Genomic DNA, 22903 nt, shown 5'->3' with positions numbered 1-22903 from the left:
TCCTCAGGTAACAATTAACGGCGGCCTTTCCAGTAGCCGGAAGTCTGGTGCCACACCTTGCCGGCGGTAGTCATCACCCGCCGTAGTTTGTCCTTGCCGAAGATATTGACGTGTGGGATCGAGCTCATCAGATCGTAACGATCGGATCCTTCACTCATGCCCTCCGCCAACACCTTGCAAACGATATGGCTCGGGGTCACGCCAAAGCCGGAATAACCCTGCACGTAGAACACGTTGTCATGCTGCGGCAAGGTACCGATCTGTGGGAACAGGTTGGCGCTGCAGCACAGCGGCCCGCCCCAGGCCAGGTCAATTTTGACGTCGTGCAAATAGGGGAACACCTTCAGCATCAGGTTGCGGTTCCAGGCTTTGAGATCCGCCGGAATGTATTCGATCAATCGGGTAGCGCTACCGAACAGCAGGCGGTTTTCGTTGGTCACCCGGTAATAATCAATCACCGGGCGGATATCGCTGTAGGCACCGCGGATCGGGCTGATCTGGCGGATCAGCTCATCAGACAGCGGTTCGGTCGCCAGTTGGAAAGCATAGGTATTAATGGTTTTGTTGTAGATGAACGGCTCCATGCCGTTGAGAAAACCGTTGCATGCCCACAGCATTTTGTTGGCGCGCACTGACCCCATGGCGGTACGCACTTTTATGCGCTGGCCATACTCCACGTCAATCACACTGCTGTTTTCGAAGATCTTCACGCCGTAGCCACTCAACGCCTGGGCCTCGCCCAGTAACAGATTGAGCGAATGCACGTGGCCGCCGCCCATGTGTTTCAATGCGCAGGTGTAAGCGTCCGATCCCACCACCTGCTTCACCTCGGCACCGGTATAGAGCTCGATCTCTTCATCCGGCGAGACCGCCTTAAACTCCTTCAGCCAACTGCGCAGGGTTTTCTCCTGACGCGCATTGCTGCCGAGGTAGCCGTAGCCAAAGCAAAAATCAGCATCGATTTGGTATTTTTTGATGCGTTCGCGAATGATCCCGGCGCCGAGATTGCTGATTTTGAAGATGGTTTCCAACCCGGCCGGGCCGACGTGACGTTTGATCTTCTCCAGATCGTGGCCGATGCCGGCCATCACCTGCCCGCCGTTGCGTCCGGTGCCGCCGTAGCCCAAATGGCGGCCTTCCAGAATAGCGATATTGGTGATGCCCCGTTCCGCCAGCTCCAGCGCAGTGTTGATGCCGGAGAAGCCACCGCCGATGATCACCACGTCAACGTCCAGATCTTCTTCCAGCGTCGGGAAGCGCAGATCGTACTTTTTGGTTGCCGCGTAATAGGTTAAGGATTCGATATTATTATTCACTGCCGCACTCCCGATGCCCTGCTCTGTCATCGGATTATCGGCAAGCGGCCGGGCGGCCACCATGTCCCCTTAGGGACATTCGCAACAAATAATTAACACTCAGGCGCTGCGACGCAGCGGCGTGGCCAGCAGCAGGCTGAACAGTTCGGCCTGCGAACCAATATCCAGCTTGCTGTAGATGTTTTTGCGGTGGTTTTTTACCGTGCCCAGGCTGATAAACAGCCGGTCGGCGATCTGCTGCGAGCCGCAGCCGTCGAGGATCAGATCCACAATCTCGCGCTCGCGTGGCGTCAGCAGATAACGTGCCTGTACGGCACTGTCCGTTACCCGATCTGACGTGGCAGGCGCAACCCGCACTTCGCCATGCAGGCGAGCGACGCTTTTCAACAGCGTCAATGCATCACGCAGGTCCGCCAGTTGCGGGGAACGTACTCCCACCGACTGGCGCGCCGAACCAAAAAACACCCCCAACCCGCGCTCCGCCGTCAGCGGCAGCAGCACACCGGCTTCGTCATGCCAGCCGGTCTTGCGATAAAAATTACGGTAATAATCCGTATGATAAAACCCACAGGGGGCCAGTTGGCGCAGGGTCAATACCTCGCCGCATCCCCCGCCGTTCAGCGCCTGATAAAACGGATCCTGCAGGTAAGCGCCCTGCTGGTAGAGTTGATTGACCGCGTCACTGTTTTCTTTCTCGGTTTTGATCAGACAGCGCGGCGCCTGGCCGCGTTCGAAGGCGTAAACAATGGCGTTATCAAAGGCGAAGAAACCTTCCAGCCAGGCCAGCAGGCTGGGATAGAAGCGCGGGGTCGCTACCGCATCGATCACTGCTGATAATCTTTCGACCTGAATATTCATCTTCGCCTCGCCATCATTAATAAATTAACAATCACTTTATTTCGGCTGCGCCGTGGCCTGCTTGTTATAGAAAACACTCAATAGCGCCAAATGCAACAGCGCAATTGTTTACATGTTAAACAAATCACACCTTCGCCCGGTTATTGCAGGCTGGCTCAGCGACGCAGGGTTAATATATTAATGGAATGCCTTTCGGGCGCTGAAAAGCAGTGGTTCAGCCGCAGAGGCTGGATTATGCTGGGGTTTTCGCGCGCCAAGGAGAGACCATGACTACCAGCCTGACAATAGCCAACCGCCATACCTGGTTCGGCCACGGCAGTATCAGCCAACTGATCCCGCTACTGACCGCTGAACCGCAGCCGACGCTGCTGTTTAGCTGTCGTTCCTTCCTCAATGGCGCGGTGTACTCTTCTCTGGCCGATGCGCTGACGCCGCTGCTGATCGGCACTGAGATCGTCAGCCACGAGGCCTCACCGCAGGAGATAGACGCCTGGGTGGCACGCTGGCGCGGAAAAGCCCAGCGAGTCGTCGCCATCGGCGGTGGCAGCGTGCTGGATGCCGCCAAGGCGTTCGCCGCCCTGGTGGAGCACCCGCTGCCCACCCTGCGCTATATGGAAAAGATCGGCGATACCAAAATCAGCGGAGCCACGCTGCCGCTGATCGCCATTCCGACTACCGCCGGTACCGGCAGCGAAGTCACGCAAAATGCGGTGATCACCGACACTCAATTGAGCAAGGTGAAAGCCTCGCTGCGGCATAACAACTTTGTGCCACATACCGCCATTCTGGATCCGCAACTGCTGGAAGGCGCGCCGGACAAGGTACTGGCCTACTGCGCCATAGACGCCTTCACCCATTTGTTCGAAGCCTATTTGTCCAAAACCGCCAACGCCATGACGCGTGAAATGTCGCTGACCGGCATTCGCCATTTCCTGCTCGCCTGGCCGGCACTCAACCGCAGTGCCCAGGCTCGCGAGCATATTTTGCAGGCCTCCTACCTTGGCGGGCTGACGCTGAGCGCCGCCGGGCTGGGGGTGATCCACGGCATTGCCGGCGAGATAGGCGCCTTGCGTGATTATCACCACGGCCAGGTCTGCGGCCGCCTGCTGTTGCCGTTCCTCGAACTGCTGGCGCAAAGCGAGCAACCGCAGCAACGAGCGCTGATGGCCAAACTTGCCGCCCGCCTGTTCCCCGACCAACAGGACAGCCCTGAGCGCTATCTGATCGACTTTATTACCCGCAACGCCATCGCCAGTTTCTGGCAGGACGACCTGCCGATCACCGCCGACGAACTGGCGGTAACGCTGGCAAAATCCAACAGCAAAAACTCGCTGATCGACTACAGCGCGCCGCAGCGGCAGCAGATGATCGAAGGCGCTTTCCACGTCGAATGATTATATAATTCGATCAAAGTAATAGCGGGAGATAGGAAATGGGTATCGTCAGTTGGATTTTCACCGGCATCGCCATCGGCATCCTGGTCGGCGTGCTGATCAAGATTTTTGGCAAGAAGAAAGACCAGTAAACTGCCTTTCAAAGGCTAGTCGCACCGAACGCCTGCTCGGCAATACCCTCTTTACGCAACAGGTAACGGCGGTATATTTCCAGTTCGAGCAGGCAACGCCCCCTGAAAAGTCCGTGTTTCAAATAAACCCAGAACGGGTGCTGTTTAACATTCTTACTCCTGCTCGCTCACCGGAAAAACATACGAATTCAGTACATGATCCTGCCATTTTCCGTTGATTTTCAAATAAGACCGCGCAAAGCCTTCTTGTACAAAACCCAGTTTCACCAGCGTATTTTTGCTGCGCTGATTATCCGCCAGGTGATTGGCCATAATGCGGTGTAAGCCATACTGCTGATGGACATAATCGAGGGCAGTCACCAACACTTCAGACATCAATCCTCGTCCTTCATGTTGTTGGTCAAGAGAGAATCCTAGATAGCCCGCCTGAAAGACTCCGTAGACAAAGTTGGTAAAATTGACGCTTCCTGCAATTTCATCGGAGTCCTTTAATGAGAAAACCAACAGCAGGCATTTCTTATCCTGATAATCGGGCCAGGATGCGGTAATGCGCTGGCTGATACTGGCGTGGGAATAATAGTCCTCAGTGCGTAATGGCTCAAAAGGCGCAAATTTCTGTTTATTGCTCTGCAAGAAGGTCTGCATCGCCGGGACGAAATATTCCGTCAAACAATAGACGTCGGTTCTGTCGGTAGAGAAGAGCTTTACTTTTCCCGTGTTCATTTTCATGTCCCTGTGTCACTCAGTTAACCGGTTGTATTTCAATCGCCTGCGAGGAGGTTATACCATGGTTTTCGTGGGCTTTTGGCAGGGCATAAACCCTACCGCATGATTGATCACGCTGTTCCATGGGTCGCCAGCAGGCATTCGTGGAACAGTTTGACCACCCGCTGTGGGCTGGGTGAACGCCGCAGCACGCTGGAATACTCGCAATGGTAACGAAACAGCGCCGGTTTGATGGCCCGCATCATATTCTGCGCGACAAAAAACGCCGCATAGTGGTCGGGCAGGAAACCCACGTACTTGCCGGATAGAATTAAGGTGGCGATAGATTCCTGGGCAAAGCCCGTAGCCTTGCGCTGCAAATGCTGCTGCAGGCTCAGCTCCATATTCGGCGAGTGATAACCTAATCCGGCAAAGGCATAATGGTGCAACAGATCCCAATTCAGCATTTCATGATCGGCGGAAAATAATTCATGCTGCGCACCGCAATATAAGAACATCCTCTCACTAAATAATGAACTATAAGATAAACTTTCCGCACTGCGGTGCATGGGAATAATGCCAATCTGAAATTGTCCGTCAATAACGCCACGCTCAATGGTATTTATTGGCTCCACATACATTTGCAAAGACACTTCCGGCGCCTGCTCGCTAAATAAGGCAATCGCCCGGCCAATATGCGCCTGCGGGTTGCTGACGGTATGGTCAAATATCGCCACGTGCAGTTGCCCACCCAGGCGCTGGTGTACGTCATCCACCCCACGGCGAAAAGCCTCGGTGGCCGCCAGCAGGTTAATGGTTTCCTGGTAAATCAGCAGCCCTTCATCAGTGACCGCAAACCCCTCGCGCCCGCGGTGGCACAGCGTCAGCCCCAGCCGTTGCTCCAGATCCTTGATATGCTTGCTGATGGTCGACAGGCTGATATTCAGCTCCAGTTCGGCGGCGCTCATGCCACCACAGTCGACCACCACCTTAAACACCCGCAGCAAGCGCAGATCCATATCCGACAACTGCCCTAAAATCGCACGCTTTTTTACTTGCATAAAACCTTAAGTAAGTTTCGATATTTGATTATTCACATTAGTGAAGAAGCGGAACATAGTCAATTTGAAGCAACAATTCATTAACACGTCAGATTATTAACCCTACCTATTCTCCCGCCCGGAGGGAAAAATGGCTGATTTAAATCACCCTGAAAATAAACCCGAACCTGAATGGTTAGAAGCCCATTGGATGCCCTTTACCGGTAACCGTAATTTTAAAGCCAACCCGCGAATGATAAGCCATGCTGAAGGCGTTTATTATACCAGCCAGGACGGCCGCAAAATTTTTGACGGTTTATCCGGGTTATGGTGCTGCGGATTAGGTCACGGCCGTCAGGAAATTGCCGAGGCGGCCTACCGACAACTCTCTCGGCTGGATTATTCTCCGGCGTTTCAGTTTGGCCATGCATTATCTTTCGAACTGGCCAACAAGATTAAGGCCATGACGCCTGCCGGGCTGGACTATGTGTTTTTCACCGGCTCCGGCTCCGAAGCCGCAGACACCTCGTTAAAAATGGCCCGTGCCTACTGGCGGGCCAAGGGGCAGGCAGGCAAAACCTGTTTTATCGGCCGCGAAAAGGGTTACCACGGCGTTAACTTCGGTGGTATTGCGGTGGGTGGCATCGCCGGCAACCGTAAAGCCTTTGGCGCCAGCGCCGAAGCGGATCACCTGCCGCATACCCTGCTGGCAGGTAACGCCTTTTCACGCGGTATGCCCGAACAGGGCGCAGAACTGGCGGAAGAGCTGAACCGCATCATTACGCTACGTGACGCCTCAACCATCGCCGCGGTGATTATTGAGCCGTTCTCCGGTTCCGCCGGGGTGATTGTGCCACCGGTCGGTTATCTGCAACGCATCCGCGAGATCTGCACTCAACACAATATCCTGCTGATTTTTGACGAAGTGATCACCGCCTTCGGTCGCTGCGGTGCCCTGACCGGGGCCGAAGCCTTTGGCGTCACGCCGGACATCATGAATATCGCCAAACAGGTGACCAACGGCGCCCAGCCGATGGGCGCGGTGGTAGTTCGGCCAGAGATTTATCAGGCCTTTATGACCACCGATGAACCCGAGTATTTGCTTGAGTTCCCGCACGGCTACACCTATTCCGCCCACCCGGTCAGCTGTGCGGTAGGGCTGGCGACGCTGGATATCATTGAACGCGAGCAGATGATTGAACGGGTGCAGGCACTGGCACCCTATTTCGAGCAGGCGGTGCACGGTTTACAGGGTTGCCGTCACGTCACCGACATTCGCAACTTTGGTCTGGCAGCCGGCATCACGCTGGCGGCGCGACCGGGGGAAGCGGCACGCAGGCCGTATGAGGTGGCGATGCGCTGCTGGGAAAAAGGCTTTTATGTTCGCTACGGCGGCGACACCCTGCAGCTGGCCCCGCCGTTTATCAGCAGCGAGGCGCAGATCGATTCGTTGATCAACGCCCTGGGCGACGCCATCAACGCAACCAAATAATCAGGAGCGAATGCCATGCCTATTGCACATTGGATCAACGGCCAGTCCGCCACCGGCGGCAGCCGCAGCCAGCCGGTATTCGATCCGGCGACCGGGCAGTCCCAACAGGAAGTGTTGCTGGCCGACCGGGCCACGGTAGCAAGCGCCATCGATGCTGCCGAGCAGGCCTACCCGGCCTGGCGCGATACCCCGCCGCTAAAGCGGGCCAGAATTATGATCCGCCTGAAAACATTGCTGGAGCAGCACGCCGACCACATCTGTCAGTTGATTACCGCCGAGCACGGCAAGGTACTCAGCGACGCCATGGGCGAACTGCAACGCGGCATCGAAAATATTGAGTACGCCAGCTATGCGCCTGAGTTGCTCAAAGGCGAGCACAGCAAGGATGCCGGGCCGGGTATCGACAGCTGGAGCGAATTCCAGCCGCTGGGGGTGGTGGCAGGCATCACGCCGTTTAACTTCCCGGCAATGGTGCCGCTGTGGATGTGGCCGATGGCAGTGGTTTGCGGCAACACTTTTGTGCTGAAACCCTCAGAACGTGTGCCCTCCTCCACGCTGTATATCGCCCAACTGGCGTCAGAGGCCGGGCTACCGCCCGGAGTGCTGAATCTGGTCAATGGCGACCGCGAGGCGGTAGAAACCCTGCTGCACGACCCACGCGTTAAAGCGGTGAGTTTTGTCGGATCGACACCGGTAGCAGAGCATATTTATCACACCGGTTGCGGCCAAAACAAACGGGTGCAGGCGCTTGGTGGGGCGAAAAATCACGCGGTAGTGCTGCCGGACGCCGATATCGCCGGCAGCGTCAGCGCGCTGATGGGGGCGGCCTTCGGTTCCTGCGGGCAGCGTTGTATGGCGATCCCGCTGGTAGTGGCGGTAGGGGATGACACCGCCGACGCGCTGATCGCCGGGCTACGGCAGCAAATGACCAACATGCGGATTGGTGCCGGTAGCTACAACCGCAACGATATGGGGCCGCTGGTCACCCACCAGCATTATCAGAAGGTGAAAAGCTACATCGATCAGGGCGTCGAAGAAGGAGCCAGCCTGGTGGTCGACGGCCGCGAGCTGCAGGTACGGGACGACAGTGGACAACTCAGTCAGGGGTATTTCCTCGGCCCGACGCTGTTTGACCATGTGCGGCCCGGCATGCGGATTTATCAGGAAGAGATCTTCGGCCCGGTGCTGGGCCTGGTACGAGTCGGCTCGCTGAAAGAAGCGATGGCGCTGATTGATGCCCATGAATACGGCAACGGCACCTGCCTGTTCACCCGCGACGGCGAGGCGGCACGCTACTTCTCCAGCCATATACAGGTCGGCATGGTGGGGATCAACGTCGCCCTGCCGGTCCCGGTGGCCTACCACTCCTTTGGCGGCTGGAAACGCTCGCTGTTCGGTGACCTGCACGCCTACGGCCCGGATGCGGTGCGCTTTTACACCAAACGCAAAACCATCACCCAGCGCTGGCCATCATCCAGCGATGCCCAATATGCCAGCTTCAGTTTCCCATCAGGGCAGGGTTAAGCCATGACAGAACATAAATTCAAAGGCAATCTCAGCGTCCTCGACGTGGTGCTGGGCTACATGCGCAACCGGCAGGCCGTCCCGCTGGTTGAACCCTCAATTGAAGGAGAATAACCATGTCGCAGCGCGCTCAGGATTTGGGCATTAAAATCGGCCACGGCGTTGCCGGCCCGCTGAACGCCATCACCGACGTGCCCGGCGTCCGCGTCGGCCACGCCAGCATCCACGCCGATCTGGCCGACGGCCGCAGCGTACACACCGGCGTCACGGTGATCGAGCCACGGGCCGGTCAGGCCCGGCAATCCCCCTGCTTTGCCGGGGTGCACGTACTCAACGGCAACGGCGACGCCACCGGGTTGGAGTGGATCCGTGAAGCCGGCCTGCTCACCAGCCCCATTGCCTTTACCAACACCCACAGCGTCGGCGTGGTGCGCGACAGCCTGATCGCGCTGGAGCGCGAAACGCTCCCCGCCGACGATAAGGCGGTGTACTGGAATATGCCGGTGGTGATGGAAACCTTCGACGGCCTGCTCAACGACATCAACGGCTTTCACGTCAAGCCCGAGCATGTACGGCAGGCGCTGCAGGCAGCACATAACGGTTTGCCACAGGAAGGTGCGGTCGGCGGCGGCAGCGGTATGATCTGCCATGAGTTTAAGGGGGGTATCGGCACCGCATCCCGTCGTCTGCCTGCAGACCGTGGCGGTTGGACGGTCGGGGCCATCGTGCAGGCCAACCACGGCAAACGTGCATCGCTGCTGGTTGGCGGCTATCCGGTAGGTCGCCATCTGGGACATATTCACTCGCCATTCACCCCACAACTGCCACATCCGGGCATGGGGTCAATTGTCGTCACGCTGGCCACCGACGCCCCGCTGTTGCCACACCAATGTACGCGTTTGGCCCAACGCGCCAGCATCGGCATTGCGCGCACCGGCGGCGGTACCGAAGATTCGAGCGGTGATATTTTTATCGCCTTCGCCACCGGCAACGACGGGCTGCCGCCAGCCGACTACGCCGACAAAGGGGCCTTCACCACGGCACTACGTATGGTGAATAACGATTACATCTCCGAACTTTTTGCGGCGGCGGCCGAAGCGGTGGAGGAGGCAATTATCAATGCCCTGCTGGCGGCCAATACTATTTCCGGTAACGGCCAACGGGCGGAAGGACTAAGTGCCGGGCAGTTGCTGACCGCGCTGGAACAAGCCGGCTGGCGAGCATAAGAGTAGAGGCGCGGCATGCCGCGCCCTGTATCAGTCAGGACTCACCACCCGGCTTGGGGGCCGGGTAGTCATAATCGAGCTTGATCGGTTCGGCGTAAACGCTGTCCCATAGCTGGCTGTAGAGCTTATCCACCCGCTGGCTCATCGCCGGGTTGTGCAGCACCAACTCCAGATTGCGCGAGTTATCCAGATAACCGCCGGTCCAGTTGCTGGTGCCGATCCACGCCGTTTCGCCGTCAATGGTCATGATTTTGCTGTGGATCACCCGGGCGAACGGGATAAAGCCGCTGCTGGCCGGGGGAATAGTGACAATTCTCACCTGCACGTTCGGCACCACCGCCAGACTTTTCAGCCAGGCGATATCCGGTTTTTTGGTGTTCCAGTTGGCGACCATCAGCTCAACCTGCACGCCGCGGGCGGCAGCGCTGCGCAGGGCATTGTCGATCGTCGCGTAGTAAGGCCGGGTGTGGTCTGGGCCAAAAGACAATGGCGCGTAATCCATCACCTGCACCCGTACTCGCTGTTTGGCCGTAGCCAGCAGACGCGGCAACTCCACCTGCGAGTCAATCACCCCGGCCGGATTGTAGGCACGCGGACTGGCGACCAGATAGTTACCCTGCGGCGTTTCGGCCTTTGGCTGGTAAGGCCGTTGCGGCACCGGCTTACCCGCCGCCAGCAAAGCCTGAGCTTGCCAATCCTGCTCGAAGATCGCCTGGATCTGCCCGACCACCCCGGCATCGCTGATGCGCAGCCCGGTTTCATGGATATGCGCCAGCGCACGCCAGTCGAAGTTCTGGCTGCCGACAAACGCCTGCTCACCGTCCACCAGCAGGTATTTGGCATGCAAAATACCGCCGCTAAGCCGCTGATAAGGAATAATGCGCAGTTCCAGGTTAGGGATCGCCTTAAGCTGTTCCAGTGTCTCAGGGGTAGAGATGCGGATGCCCTTCTCTTCCATCAGAAAACGGATCTTCACTCCGCGTTCGCCCGCCGCTTTCAGGTGTTGCAGCACACCATCCAGCAGTGAACCCTGTTGGTTCGCCACGTAGAATTGGCCCAGATCGATGCGGGTTTTCGCCGCATCGAACATCTGCTGCCACACTTGCGCGGTGTTACGCAGGTCATCCGCCTGCAACGCGGTTTCCACCGGCGCGGTATACACCAGCTCGTAGCCGGGAATATCAAAACGCGCTGTCGCACTCTGGCTCAACATCAACAGGCAGCTACCCCATAACGCAGTGTAAAGGCGGCCCAGCGGCCGCCGTGGTTGACGGCCATTAGGCATAGCGCGGTGCCTCACTGTCAACCCATTGCTCGCGGTTGCCGTTTTCCGGGCGGCTGGCTGGCGCACCGGCGCGGATCAGCAGCACTTTGAGCAGCTCGTTAATGCGTTCCATGCGGCTTTGCAGATAGTTGTTGCCCACCAGGCACAACAACGCGATGGCGATCCCCAGCCCGGTGGCGTACAACGCAGTACCCATCCCGGCAGAAACCAGGCTCGGCTCGGAGACCCCGGAGGCCGCCAGCGCCTTAAAGGTTTCGATAATCCCCATCACCGTCCCCAGCAGCCCCAACAGCGGTGCGGCGGTCACGATGGTTTCCAGCAGCCACAGGCCACGCGCCATCAGCGGTTTACTCAGCAGGTACTGGGCGTCGATCAAATCCCCGATCGCTTCGCGGTCGCCGGCACGGTGCTTTTGCTCCAGCACCGGTGAAATTACCGCCAACGGCAGGCTGTTGCGCTGGGTCAGCTCATCCGGCAGATCGGCGGTGCGGCGAACGTCCAGCGTTAATGCCTGCTCCAGTCGGCGTGCCTGGCGCTGGGTGTAGGCGAAATACAGCGCGCGTTCGATAATGATCACCAGCGCAATCGCCAGTGCGGCGTACATCACGTAGAAAATAATGTCGTGCATTAAATTGGCATTCATCATTCAGATCTCGGATTGGTTAAAAGGTGGCTTCCAGCGATACGCTGAAGGTACGTTCTTCCCCGACGTTGTAGTACGGCGTACTGGCCTTCACGCCGCCATACGGCGCTGCGTTGAAGGTGGTGGTACGCACCGATGTCAGGTACTCCTTGTCGAACAGGTTGCTGATACCAAAGCGCAACGCCGCGCTCTTGACGATCTTCTTGTCTACCGGCAGATGCACCCCCGCCGCCAGATCGAACACCGTGCGGCCGCCGATCTTCTCGTCGTTGGTCAGGTCGCCGTAGAACGAACTGACGTATTTGCCGCTGACGCTGCTGTAATACAGGCCATCGTCATAACCCAACGTCATGTTGAGCAGGTTTTTCGGCACGTTCGGCACCTCTTTGCCACTGGTCGGCAGCGGCTGGCCGCCGTTGCTGACAATGTCGCTCTTCTGCCTGGACTGGGTGTAAGTGTACGAGGTGTAGTAGTTGAAGTTATGCGGCAACTGGCCGCTCCACTCCAGCTCCAGCCCTTTGTTCTCCACATTACCGATGTTCATCATCTCGTAATCGCCGGACGAGTTGGTGGTGGAGATTTGACGATCGCTGTAGCGCATATAGAACAGCGTGGCACTCATCAGCATATTTTCCTGCTGGAAACGCCAGCCCAGCTCGTGGTTCCAGCTCAGTTCCGGTTTGGTACTAAGCGAGTCGCCCACGTTGTACAGCACGTAGTTCGGCGGAGTACGCATGTTGCGCGTCAGGTTGTAGAACACCTGGTTTTCCTGGTTCAGCTTGTAGCTGGCGCTGAAATTCGGCAGGAATTCATGATATTTGGCATCACGCTTTTCCGGCACGTTGTACAGGCTGCCCTTGTTATCCCCTTTTCGCTCAACGTACTGATAAGCCAGCCCGCCGACAAAGGTCCAGTCCGGCGTGGCGAACCAGGTGTCCTGCAGCCAAACTTTTTGTGCCGGGGTGATGGTGTATTGGTTGCGCCCCTGCACGGTTTTGCCATTGGCGTCCTTCACCTGATCGCTGCCGCCCGGTTTGCCAGAGAGTTGCTCCGGGTTACCGTCGTCCTTGATGCCGATAAACGGCTGGGTCTGCGACTGGCGCGCACGTTCATACCAGTAGCCGATATCCAGGCTGTGCTGATCGTTGATGTCCCACTTCAACTTGGTGGTAATGCCCGGCCGCCAGGTTTGCGTCCAGGAAGGGCGGTAATAGGTGTTGGACTGCAAATTGCTCAGATCGTACTGACCGGCCTTATCCGAAGTATTGGACAACACCGAAGCGGTCTGGCCGGTGAAGCTGCCGCCATTACCCCAGTAGTAATAGGGTTGCAGAGTCAACGCCAGGTTGTCGCGCAGTTGCAGCTTCTGGGTGAACGACAACGTGAAGGTGTCAAACGGGTTGCGGTTGAGTTTGTAGTACTTGTTCAACTGGCCCTTGCTGTTGTACTCCGGCGTGGTGGCGTAGTCGGTATAACGGCCGTCATTTTCAAACTGCGCCTTGCTCAGGGTGTTGTAGTTGACGTTATTCTGCTGGTTGTACTTCATGATCAGGTTGCTGCTGTTGCCGTTGCCGTCCTCATACAACGAGTTCATTTCGAACTTATTGGAGTACTCGCGCCCTTCCCCTCGCCACTTTTTCGCCTCGGTGTGCGAGTAGGAAATCCAGTTGCTGAAGCCGTTGTACTCACCGGTCTCCAGACGGGCGAAGGTTTTGCTCAGGTTGTTGCTGCCCAGCGTCTGTTTGACGAAGCCACCGAAATCTTTTGCCGGACGGCGCGTCACCATACCAATGTTGCCGCCGCTGGAACCGATATGCGGGCCATCCACCTCAGACGAACCCTGGGTGACGAACACCTCCTCCAGGTTTTCCGAGTCGCCCAGCAGGTTTGGGTAAACCGCGTAGTTGCCGGAATCGTTAATCGGAATGCCGTCCATCGACAGGCCGATTTGATCTGAGTTCATACCGCGCATGGTGTAATCGACGCCGCTCAGGCCGCTGGCGTCGTTGCTGTTGACGTTCAGGCCTGGGGTATATTTCAGTTTGTCGATGGCGTTGGCCGCCGCCGGCATTTTATCCATTGCCTCTTTGGTGACGGTCGATCGCCCCTTGGCGCTATCGTCCTGCACCATCATGCCACCGCCCAGCGACTGCCCTTTTACGCTGATGGTACCGACGTCGGTCGAGTCCGCCGCCAGCGCCGCCCCCGGCAATATCGCCGACATCACCGCCAGATAAAGCCCAGATCGATTGAAAGATTTCATTGTTCCCTTCCCATAAAAATCAAACTGTTATGCCAGGCGTCAAGGCGCCTGATAATTGAACGTGGCTGAAAATCGTTTTGTTGTTTGCCCGTTGAAAGCCTCGCTTGGGAACGGCTTCACCTGGCTGATGCTTTGCAGACTGCTTAGCGCCGCACGGTTGAGCAGCATGCTGGCCGCTTTATTGGCGATGCCGGACGAGAGCACACGACCGCTGCGATCGACCTCCAGCCAGACCTCGACGTTGCCCTGCGGCCGCTCAAGTGACGCCTGCCGCCCGCTTGGATAGCGCTTGCGCTGCTCCAGCTCATGACGCAGCGCCTGCAGATAACCGTTTTCGATTGCCTGCGCATTCACTTTCGGCGCCGCCGGGGCGACCGGGGCAGGTTGTGCCACCGGTTTGCTGACCAGTGCCTTCGGCGCTGCAGGGGCCGCAACAGGTTTAGCCTTCTCCACCGGCCTGGCTTTTTCTTTTACTGGCTTGGGCTTGGGTTTCGGCTGTGGTTTGGGCACCGGTTTGGCTTCGATAATCGGCTCCGGTGCCGGCACAACCGGTTCGGGGATCGCTTCCGGCTCTGGCGGCGGGGGTTCGGGTTGCGGCTCCGGTGGTGTTTCCGCTTGAGGTTCTGGTGCAGGTTCAGGCTCGACCAACGCCAATTCCATGGCGGTTTCGTCATAGCGCGGCTGAATTTTCAGCGCCGCCTGCTGGCTGGCAAACAGTACGCAGCCGACGACGATCAGCGCCGGTAACCAACTGAAAAGGTGACGTGAACGATAGAGCAGATACATGTCACAGCTTCCGTGTGGCGATAGAGACAGAGTAAAAACCGCCCTGACGCAGGTTATCCATCACCGCCACCAGCCGCTCTACCGCGACGCCCTTGTCGCTGTTGACGATAATGGTGGTGGTCTGGTTTTCCTGTTGCTGTTGCTTTAGCGTGCTGACCAGCGCACTCAGCGCCAACGGCTGGCCGTCGAGCTGCAGTTGATCTTCGGCACCCAGCGTAATGATCGCCTTCTTCTGCGGTTTCAACTGCTGCGCACTGCCGGCGGACGGCAACTGAGTTTTCAGCCCGAGGGCCGGGATCACATTCAGGCTAATCAACACAAAAAACACCAGCAAAAACATCATCACGTCGATCATCGGGATCAGTTCGATGTGCGCTTTGTTCTTCTTCGGCTCGTTCCAGTTACGCATGGCACTCCCTCCCAAAAGCAAAGCAGCCAATATAGAGAGCCTATGTTTACCTTTTGTTACGCTTGTGTGATCTTATTCTCACAGTGAACACATTTTGAGAGAATATTCCCAGCGAGTAACTGGTCAGAGGGGTTATATAACTGGTTAATTGGATATGATTTTTAATGGAATAATGACGAGGAGGAACTTATAGCGGTTAATGCATAGGAAGGGAGTTTGTGATTATCCTGACACTTTATAGCAAGATCTTCAGACCGTGCTTTTGCATCAGGATTTAGGAGGAGGGGTTCACACAATTAATGGCGGATTTGCGCCAGGTCTTCAACCGTCAAACCGGTCATTTTCATTACCGAGTCGTGGTCGATACCGTTCGCCAGCATGGCGCGGGCAACGGTAAGTTTTCCTTCAAGCACGCCTTCTTGACGCCCTTTCTCGATACCGCGCTGTTCACCAAGCGGGATGCCCTTCTCGATGCCCATTTCGATACCCTGTTCGATACCCTGTTCGATACCCTGCTCGATGCCTTTTTCGATGCCCTTCTGCTCAAGCTGTTGTGCAATAGTCATTAGTTCATCCTCATGTTGCGGTACCCACAGTGCCAATTCGCGTACAAAGGCTTCAGCATCGGACGCTTCTCCGGCCAGAAGAATATAGTGTACCAGCGAAATCACCTGTGGCGAAGACAGATAGCCACTCAGCAGGATAGTGGCCAGTTTGTCAGTCAGCTCTGCCAGGTCCCGCTGCCGAATATGTTTCTGCAGCAAGGTCAGTGCGGCCATGCTGCGATGGCCCATGATCTCGTTATCAGGGATAACCGTCACATCGACCAGCGGAAATTCGGCCGTATAGAGTTTTCCCGCCAGTTCCGGATCGTAAAACTCCCGCAGCCAGTTGGTGGAATAAGGATAAGGAGTGCGTTTGCCGGTATAAAACAGGACAGGTATCACCAACGGCAGTTTTTTGTGACCGGCGTCCAAATGTCTCTGCATGGCCGCTATTGCATACCTGATTAGCCTGAAAGCCATGTGTTTATCGGGTGTAGACTGATGCTCAATAAGTACGTGGATATAACCATCATCCCCGGCAGTGGTTTTCAGGCTGTAGAGCACATCGCTGAAATACTGGCGAAGGTCATCTTCAACGAAAGAACCGGATTCCAGTTTCAACGTACTGAGGTCGCAGATGGCACGCAGTTCTGGCGGAAGATGGAGCTCCATAAAGTCGCGGGCAATTTCCGGCTGCGTCAAAAACTGACGAAATGCCGCATCGTGTGGCGTTGGCGTTTTGTTTTTCTTTTTCATTCCCTGATAGCCTTTGCGTATTATTTAATTCCACACTATCACAAGCAACTACCTGGTTATATTAGCGACCATGGTAAAGTGAACGCGCAATACAGAGACAAACACGACACAACACCATGAATTAAAATGAAAATAATAAATTAAACTTAAAACAAAATTCTGAAAAAAATATATCAACCTGAACTAATTCAGAGTGTTTATATTATTTACAAACAGGTTAATCATGGCCATCCAGCATTGATTTATATATATCTCACAACGGTAAGACACCTTTAAAATATAACTACGGAATATTTAAATTATAACTATCCCATCCACATGACGATAATTCACTTTTTTGAGAGATAAATATTTTTATTTAAAATAACCACCATAAAAAAAGACGCCCGCAGGCGTCTTGTTTGCAGTACTGATTTAATCAGTTCACTTTAACCGGCATACCGGAACGGGCTTTCATTGCCGCGTCCACTTCGCTCTGGTTAACGGCTGGGTCCATCATCACTTTGCCTACTGGCGCAGAGATGGTCAACGGCACCGGGTCTTTCGACTTCAGCTGCTCTTCGTTAGCGGAAAGCGGGTTGTGCACTTCCAGGTAACGGGAACCGTCCGGCTCTACGCTGACTTTGATCGGCTCGTTGATAAATTGCACACGAGTCCCGACCGGCACGTTATCGAACAGGAACTTGATGTCGTCAGCACGCAGACGCACGCAGCCGTGGCTCACGCGCAGACCGATACCGAAGTTGGCGTTGGTACCGTGGATCGCATACAGACGACCAACGTACAACGCATACAGCCCCATCGGGTTGTCAGGACCGGCCGGGAATACCGCTGGCAGGATCTCGCCGTCAGCGGCGTATTCTGCGCGCATCTTGGCGGTTGGCGTCCAGGTTGGGCCGTCTTTCTTGCGCTGTACCGTGGTGGTCCAGTTCAGAGGGGTATCTTTACCCAACTGGCCGATACCGATTGGCAGCACGATCACCGTGTTGGTGCCTTTCGGGTAGTAGTACAGACGCATCTCGGCGCTGTTGATGATGATGCCTTCACGCGGAGCGTCAGGCAGGATCAGCTGCTGAGGGATGGTCAGGGTGCTGCCGGCCTTCGGCAGGAACGGATCCACACCCGGGTTGGCTTCCAGCATATTGCTCAGGCCCATCTGGTATTGAGCGGCAAAGCTCTCCAGCGGCAGCTTGCTGTCTTCCGGTACGGTGATTTGGATGTTCTCACCTACCAGACGGCTGTCTTTGGCAGGTAAAGGATAGACAACGGCGAAGGCAGCTTGGCTGAATACCACCAGTGCCGTAAACAGGGTTAGTAACGCGCGAATGCTCATTTTCATCTTCGTGTAGGTTATGGCCACTGGCAGTTATAGGTTATTTCGGCCATGAAAGACCGGATGCGCATTATATGTGCACATCGACCTAAGTGTGAAACATTACCGGCGCAATATCGAACTTTTTTGTAACCTGGTGCGGCACGAAGAGGAGTCACTGTGAAAACCGCCGCTAAAGCGCGGCAATTGGCGCTGACATCAGGCGGATAGGGATCAGATATTCGCAGCGGATCGCCGTACCGCCGGCGCTGCAAACGCCACCCAACGCGGGATAAAAACGCTCGATATCCTTACCCGGCCGCCGTATTGCTTTCATCATGGGTATCGCGGTGTCATACAGGCGGGCGATAAAGTTTTGTAACTCTTCAACCTGCCCCTGATAGGTAAAGCTGGCGTAGTCGCCCTGCTCGATCAATACCCGTTCGCCTTCTGCCCGCTCGTCCGCCAACGCCAGGGTATAAGCCATCCGTTGCCTACCGCGTAGCCTGCTGTCGGCCTCCAGACTGGTAAGGCCATAGACCACCGCCAAGGTTTCGGCTTCCTTCGGCATCATCTGCCGCCAGGCATGCTGACGCAGCTCGTTTTTCGAATGCAGCAGCTGTCCCAACGTACAACTGCGGTGCTGGGTGTGGCCAATCAATTGCATTGCCGGCAGCGTAATGATCTCCGCCTGTGGTAATGGCGCATCCATCGGCCGCAGCGGAGGCTGCATCCCCTGCCCTGACCAGTCGGTACTGCGGCGATAACCGGCCGGCGGCATACCAAACTGCTTTTTGAAACAGCGGGTGAAAGTCTGCTGGGAATCAAACTGATACTTGTCGGCGATAAAGGCCACGCCGTGATTGGTGAGCCGCAGTTCGCGTGCGGCGGCCGTCAGCCGCCTGCGCCGGGCGTAAGTTCCCAGGATTTCGCCGGTTAACTCTTTGAATAACCGCTGCAGGTGCCATTTGGAATAGCCTGATTTGGCCGCAATATCGTCGAGCGTCAGCGGCTGGTCGAGGTTTTGCTCGATCCAGGCCAGCAGTGCCGTAATGACCTGTTGTTGATACATAGCGCCACCTTATCTCCTGAGAGTGCCAAAACCAGCGCTCACTGTATCGGTCGCGGTGCTAGACCACATTGCACAATCAGGACATAATGTTTTTCAATTACGCCAAACTGAGAATTATTCTCATGACCTTTATCACCGAGCCGCGTTTCGATATCGATCAGGTACCGCGCGCCATTTTTGCCGTGCAGGGCTCCACCATTGATAAAGATTGGGAGATCACCCATCACCGGCACCGCAAAGCACAGCTGATTTATACGGTGCGCGGCATGATCCGTTGCGAGGTGGAAAACGGTCTGTGGCTGGTGCCGCCACAGTGTGCGTTATGGATGCCCAGCAATGTGCTGCATAACGCCCAGGGGGCCAGTGCCAGTGAGTGCTACTGCCTGTTTGTCGATCAGGATGCTATCGCCGGGTTGCCGACCCACTGCTGTACGCTGGCGGTGTCACCGCTGCTGCGTGAACTGCTGTTCCAGGCCAGCGCTTTCGAACAGCTGTACGACCAACAAGGCCCGGAAGGACGATTGGCCGGCGTATTGTTGGATCAGTTGGTCAAGGCGCCGGTTGAGAATCTGCACCTGCCGGTCTCCAATGACGCGCGCATTCGCCAGTTAACGGAGCGGCTGCTGGCCAACCCGGCGGACAAGGCGACACTTGGCCAATGGGCGCAGCGTATCGGCATGAGCGAACGCTCGCTCAACCGCACTCTGCAACAACAAATGGGCATGAGCTTTGGCCACTGGCGGCGACAATTGCACGTGGTGCTGGCGCTGCAACGGCTGACCCAGGGTGACAGCGTGCAACGGGTGGCGCTGGATCTGGGCTACGAAAGCGCCAGCGGTTTTGTCACCATGTTCAGAAAAGCGGTGGGTAAACCGCCGGCGCGCTATCTGGCAGAGAAAAATGCGGCGGACCGGGCGCAAGGGGCCGGGATCGTCATGTAGTACCGAAACCGGCCACAAAGTTACTGCGCCAACCAGCCGCCATCCATATTCCAGGCGGCACCGCGCACCTGCACTGCGGCGTCGCTGCACAGAAACAGCGCCAGTTCCCCCAACTGCTCCGGCGTCACAAACTCCAGCGAGGGCTGTTTCTCCGCCAGCAGGTCATTGCGGGCCTGCTGTGGATCGGTGCCGGCGGCAATCCGTTGGTCAATTTGCTGCTGCACCAACGGCGTCAGCACCCAACCGGGACAGATGGCGTTGCAGGTAATGGCGCTACGCGCGGTTTCCAGCGCGATGGTTTTGGTCAGCCCCACCACGCCGTGTTTGGCCGCCACATAGGCCGCCTTGTCTTTGGATGCCACCAACCCATGCACCGAGGCAACGTTGATAATCCGTCCCCAACCGCGCTCTCGCATACCCGGCAGTGCCAGGCGGCTGGTGTGGAACACCGACGACAGATTAATCGCGATAATCGCGTTCCATTTATCGGCCGGGAATGACTCCAGGGGTGCAACATGCTGAATACCGGCGTTATTGACCAGAATGTCGGTGCCACCAAACTCCAGCTCGACATAGCGCATCAGGTCGGCGATCTGTTGCGGATCGCTGAGATCCGCGTCGTGGTAGCCGGGCGCGGCGCCCAAACCTGCGATATGTGCCTTCGCCTGCTCCACCTCGCCAAAACCGTTGAGGATCACCTGGGCGCCCGCGGCCGCCAGGCTGGCGGCCAGCCCGAGGCCGATACCGCTGGTCGAACCGGTCACCAGTGCCGTTTTGCCTTGTAAATTCATGTTGTTGCTCCTTTAAACAATGCCGGTCAGGTAGAACACGCCAATCACAAACAGCACTGCGGCGCTCTTAATCAGGGTGATGGCGAAGATGCCACCATAGGCCTGCCTATGGCTAAGACCGGTGATCGCCAGCAGGGTGATCACCGCACCGTTATGCGGCAAGGTGTCCATGCCACCGCTGGCCATGGAGGCCACCCGGTGCAGCACTTCCAGTGGGATATTCGCGGCATGGGCGGCGGCGATAAAGGATTCGGACATGGCCGCCAGCGCGATACTCATGCCGCCGGAGGCCGAACCGGTGATGCCCGCCAGCAGCGTGACGCTGACCGCCTCGTTCACCAGCGGGTTGGGAATGGTTGCCAGCGCCTTCGACAGCACCAGAAACCCCGGCAGTGCCGCGATCACTGCGCCAAAGCCGTATTCCGAAGCGGTGTTCATCGCGGCCAAAATCGCCCCGCCGACCGCCGTTTTACTGCCCTCCGCCAGCCGTCCGCGAACGTTGCGGAAACCAAAAATCAGCACCAGCAGAATACCCGACACCAACGCCGCCTCCACCGCCCAGATGGCGGTGATCTTGCCGATCTCGGTGGTGATCGGCTTGGCCAACCCCGGCAGGGTCAACTCGTGGCTGACGCCATACCACTGCGGGATCCAGTGGGTAAAGCCCAGGTTCAGCAAACCCACCAGGATCAACGGCATAATGGCGATCAGCGGATTGGGTAAATTGATGTTGTCCGGGGTTTCAGGCTCGTTGAGCAGTTCGGTGCCGTAGCCTTCACCCCGTGCCTGTGCCTTGCGGCGCTGGCGTTCAAGATAAAACAGGCCGACCGCGATGATAAACAGCGAGCCAATCAACCCCAGCCAGGGTGCGGCCCAGGCATTGGTGCCGAAAAAGCTGGTCGGAATGATGTTCTGGATCTGTGGCGTGCCGGGCAGCGCATCCATGGTGAAGGAAAACGCGCCGAGCGCCACCGTCGCCGGGATCAGCCGTTTGGGGATACCGCTCTGGCGAAACAGCTCGGCGGCGAAGGGATAGACCGCAAACGCCACCACAAACAGCGAGACGCCGCCGTAGGTCAGCAGTGCACAGACCAGCACAATCACCGGGATAGCGTGGCGACGGCCGAGGATGTTAATCGCCGCTGCCACAATCGAGCGGGAAAAACCGGACAGTTCAATCAGTTTGCCAAACACCGCCCCCAGCAGAAACACCGGGAAGTAGAGTTTGACGAAGCCGACCATCTTTTCCATAACAGCCCGGTGAAGGTCGGGGCGACCGCGCCGGGATCGGTCAATAACACCGCGCCCAGCGCGGCGATCGGGGCAAACAAAATAACGCTGTAGCCGCGATAGGCGGCCAGCATCAGGACTCCCAGTGCTGCCAGGGCAATCAGAACGCTCATCATCACTCCCTATTGCCCTTGATGTCTGAACCACGCCAGCCATATTGAGCAACTCATTATTGTTGTTGGGTGCGGTTAAGGTTTCAGAGCAAAGCGCAGCTGGTGCGCCCGCCGCTGTTGAATGCGTTCCCTGCGTGCTTCATCCCAGTGATAAAATCCCTGGCCGCTGCGTTGGCCAGTGTTGCCCTGGCGGAGCCGGCTTTCCACCAGCGCCATCATGCTGTCATCGGTCGCCAGCTCCGGCAGCAAGTGGCCGGCGATATCCGCTACCGTCTCCAGACCGGTCATATCAGCGGCCTCCAACGGTCCGACCATCGCGTAACGCCGCCCAAGCGAAGCGCGCATCACCTGATCCACCACCTGCGGGCTGGCAATGCCGCTTTGCACGATGTGTAGCGCCTCGCGCAGCAGCGCAAACTGCAGCCGGTTGCCAACGAACCCCGGTGCGGCACGGTCCAGCAGCACCGCCTCCAGCGCCATGCTACTGAGCAATTCCTGCACCGCGGTCAGATAACGGGGATCGGTGGCACTGCCGGGTACGATCTCCACCAGCGGGATCAGGTGCGGCGGATTCCAAAAATGGGCGATCAACAGGCGCTGCGGATGGATCATTCTGACCGCCAACTCATCCGGCGGCAGACCGCTGGTGTTGCTGGCGATCACCGCATCGTCGGCAATCAGCCCTTCCAGCTGTTCGTACAAGGCGTGCTTGAGCGCCAGGCGCTCGGGGATCGCCTCGATCAACAGCCGGGCGCGGGCCACATCGTTCAGATCGTCGGTCACGCTCAGACGTGCCAGCACCATCGCCTGCTCTGCCGCCGCAAACTGCCCAACCTCGATCAGCTCCGCCAGAATACTGCCCGCGACCACCGCAACCTCCGCCAGCCGCTGCGAGTCCGGGTCATACAGCAGGACGTCGTGGCCGTGGCGGGCAAAGTGGGTGGCGATGCCAACCCCCATCAGCCCGGCGCCCAGCACCACAGTCTCAGATGAACGCATAGTTTCCTCCTG

The 22903-nt window shown here is 57.2% G+C and carries 19 protein-coding genes and 1 pseudogene; 5 read left to right on the top strand and 15 right to left on the bottom strand.

The annotated features are described in order from the left end of the window. Nucleotides 1-14: 14 nt before the first annotated feature. Both ACNT1W_RS04925 and ACNT1W_RS04920 read right to left on the bottom strand, forming a co-directional pair. A complete protein-coding gene (locus tag ACNT1W_RS04925; RefSeq protein ID WP_041418871.1) occupies nt 15-1316 on the bottom strand; it encodes an NAD(P)/FAD-dependent oxidoreductase in 1302 nt (433 codons plus the stop codon). A gap of 99 nt (nt 1317-1415) precedes the next feature. Further along, nucleotides 1416-2174: a helix-turn-helix transcriptional regulator gene (locus ACNT1W_RS04920; protein WP_261138737.1), complete on the bottom strand. Its 759-nt coding sequence runs from the start codon at nt 2172-2174 to the stop codon at nt 1416-1418. Between the two features lie 266 nt (nt 2175-2440). Here ACNT1W_RS04920 and ACNT1W_RS04915 point away from each other — a divergent pair, with 266 nt between their 5' ends. Next, nucleotides 2441-3568, top strand: coding sequence for an iron-containing alcohol dehydrogenase (locus ACNT1W_RS04915; protein ID WP_419246477.1), 1128 nt, complete (start codon nt 2441-2443; stop codon nt 3566-3568). 284 nt (nt 3569-3852) lie between these two features. Here ACNT1W_RS04915 and ACNT1W_RS04910 read toward each other — a convergent pair whose 3' ends face one another. Together ACNT1W_RS04910 and ACNT1W_RS04905 are read right to left on the bottom strand one after the other, a co-directional pair. Next, on the bottom strand, nt 3853-4422 hold the full coding sequence (locus ACNT1W_RS04910; RefSeq protein ID WP_419246476.1) for a GNAT family N-acetyltransferase: 570 nt from the start codon (nt 4420-4422) through the stop codon (nt 3853-3855). Between the two features lie 113 nt (nt 4423-4535). Beyond that, nucleotides 4536-5465 carry a LysR family transcriptional regulator gene (locus ACNT1W_RS04905; RefSeq protein WP_115183340.1) on the bottom strand — a complete coding sequence of 310 codons (930 nt, stop codon included), beginning with the start codon at nt 5463-5465 and terminating at the stop codon, nt 4536-4538. Between the two features lie 130 nt (nt 5466-5595). On the opposite strand from ACNT1W_RS04905, the gene ACNT1W_RS04900 reads away from it, so the two are divergent. The 3 genes from ACNT1W_RS04900 (at nt 5596) to ACNT1W_RS04890 (ending at nt 9686) form a co-directional block, all read left to right on the top strand. Then, entirely contained in the window at nt 5596-6936 is a 1341-nt protein-coding gene (locus ACNT1W_RS04900; protein WP_419246475.1) for an aspartate aminotransferase family protein, read from the top strand. Between the two features lie 15 nt (nt 6937-6951). Next, nucleotides 6952-8460, top strand: coding sequence for a CoA-acylating methylmalonate-semialdehyde dehydrogenase (locus tag ACNT1W_RS04895; RefSeq protein ID WP_419246474.1), 1509 nt, complete (start codon nt 6952-6954; stop codon nt 8458-8460). 116 nt (nt 8461-8576) lie between these two features. Next, entirely contained in the window at nt 8577-9686 is a 1110-nt protein-coding gene (locus tag ACNT1W_RS04890; protein WP_368453984.1) for a P1 family peptidase, read from the top strand. A gap of 34 nt (nt 9687-9720) precedes the next feature. On the opposite strand, the gene ACNT1W_RS04885 is transcribed toward ACNT1W_RS04890, so the two are convergent. The 8 genes from ACNT1W_RS04885 to ACNT1W_RS04850 form a co-directional block, all read right to left on the bottom strand. Beyond that, nucleotides 9721-10971 (bottom strand): phospholipase D-like domain-containing protein, encoded by a 1251-nt coding sequence (locus ACNT1W_RS04885; protein ID WP_419246473.1) that lies wholly within the window; start codon nt 10969-10971, stop codon nt 9721-9723. Further along, nucleotides 10964-11614 (bottom strand): MotA/TolQ/ExbB proton channel family protein, encoded by a 651-nt coding sequence (locus ACNT1W_RS04880; RefSeq protein ID WP_017891505.1) that lies wholly within the window; start codon nt 11612-11614, stop codon nt 10964-10966. Before ACNT1W_RS04880 ends, ACNT1W_RS04885 begins: the two co-directional genes overlap by 8 nt. A 19-nt stretch (nt 11615-11633) precedes the next feature. After that, nucleotides 11634-13877, bottom strand: coding sequence for a TonB-dependent receptor family protein (locus tag ACNT1W_RS04875; RefSeq protein ID WP_017891504.1), 2244 nt, complete (start codon nt 13875-13877; stop codon nt 11634-11636). A 39-nt stretch (nt 13878-13916) separates the two neighbouring features. Beyond that, the gene (locus ACNT1W_RS04870; RefSeq protein ID WP_259190121.1) at nt 13917-14663 is read right to left on the bottom strand and encodes an energy transducer TonB family protein; all 747 of its coding nucleotides are present in this window, start codon (nt 14661-14663) and stop codon (nt 13917-13919) included. Nucleotide 14664: 1 nt separating this feature from the next. After that, complete coding sequence (locus ACNT1W_RS04865) at nt 14665-15072, bottom strand: ExbD/TolR family protein (protein ID WP_012005055.1); 408 nt, start codon at nt 15070-15072, stop codon at nt 14665-14667. A 296-nt stretch (nt 15073-15368) separates the two neighbouring features. Continuing rightward, a complete protein-coding gene (locus ACNT1W_RS04860; protein WP_419246472.1) occupies nt 15369-16373 on the bottom strand; it encodes an Rpn family recombination-promoting nuclease/putative transposase in 1005 nt (334 codons plus the stop codon). A 418-nt stretch (nt 16374-16791) separates the two neighbouring features. Further along, nucleotides 16792-17712 carry a L,D-transpeptidase family protein gene (locus ACNT1W_RS04855; protein ID WP_012005053.1) on the bottom strand — a complete coding sequence of 307 codons (921 nt, stop codon included), beginning with the start codon at nt 17710-17712 and terminating at the stop codon, nt 16792-16794. A gap of 166 nt (nt 17713-17878) precedes the next feature. After that, complete coding sequence (locus tag ACNT1W_RS04850) at nt 17879-18757, bottom strand: helix-turn-helix domain-containing protein (protein ID WP_112363094.1); 879 nt, start codon at nt 18755-18757, stop codon at nt 17879-17881. Between the two features lie 122 nt (nt 18758-18879). Between ACNT1W_RS04850 and ACNT1W_RS04845 the strand changes: the two genes are divergently transcribed. Further along, complete coding sequence (locus ACNT1W_RS04845) at nt 18880-19698, top strand: AraC family transcriptional regulator (protein ID WP_198010404.1); 819 nt, start codon at nt 18880-18882, stop codon at nt 19696-19698. A 20-nt stretch (nt 19699-19718) separates the two neighbouring features. Here the strand turns inward: ACNT1W_RS04845 and ACNT1W_RS04840 are convergent, their stop codons facing one another. The 3 genes and pseudogenes from ACNT1W_RS04840 to ACNT1W_RS04830 all read right to left on the bottom strand — a co-directional run bounded on the left by ACNT1W_RS04840 (nt 19719) and on the right by ACNT1W_RS04830 (nt 22891). After that, nucleotides 19719-20489, bottom strand: a complete 771-nt coding sequence (locus tag ACNT1W_RS04840) for a 3-hydroxybutyrate dehydrogenase (RefSeq protein ID WP_261138706.1) — start codon at nt 20487-20489, stop codon at nt 19719-19721. A gap of 12 nt (nt 20490-20501) precedes the next feature. After that, nucleotides 20502-21895: pseudogene (locus tag ACNT1W_RS04835) on the bottom strand (GntP family permease). Between the two features lie 72 nt (nt 21896-21967). Beyond that, nucleotides 21968-22891: a 3-hydroxyacyl-CoA dehydrogenase family protein gene (locus tag ACNT1W_RS04830; protein WP_419246471.1), complete on the bottom strand. Its 924-nt coding sequence runs from the start codon at nt 22889-22891 to the stop codon at nt 21968-21970. Nucleotides 22892-22903 lie beyond the last annotated feature (12 nt).

Source organism: Serratia sp. NFX21 (assembly GCF_048517035.1).
Taxonomy (GTDB): Bacteria; Pseudomonadota; Gammaproteobacteria; order Enterobacterales; family Enterobacteriaceae; genus Serratia; species Serratia quinivorans.
Note: the sequence above shows the minus strand (reverse complement) of the source record. Positions and strands in the feature narration are given on the sequence as shown.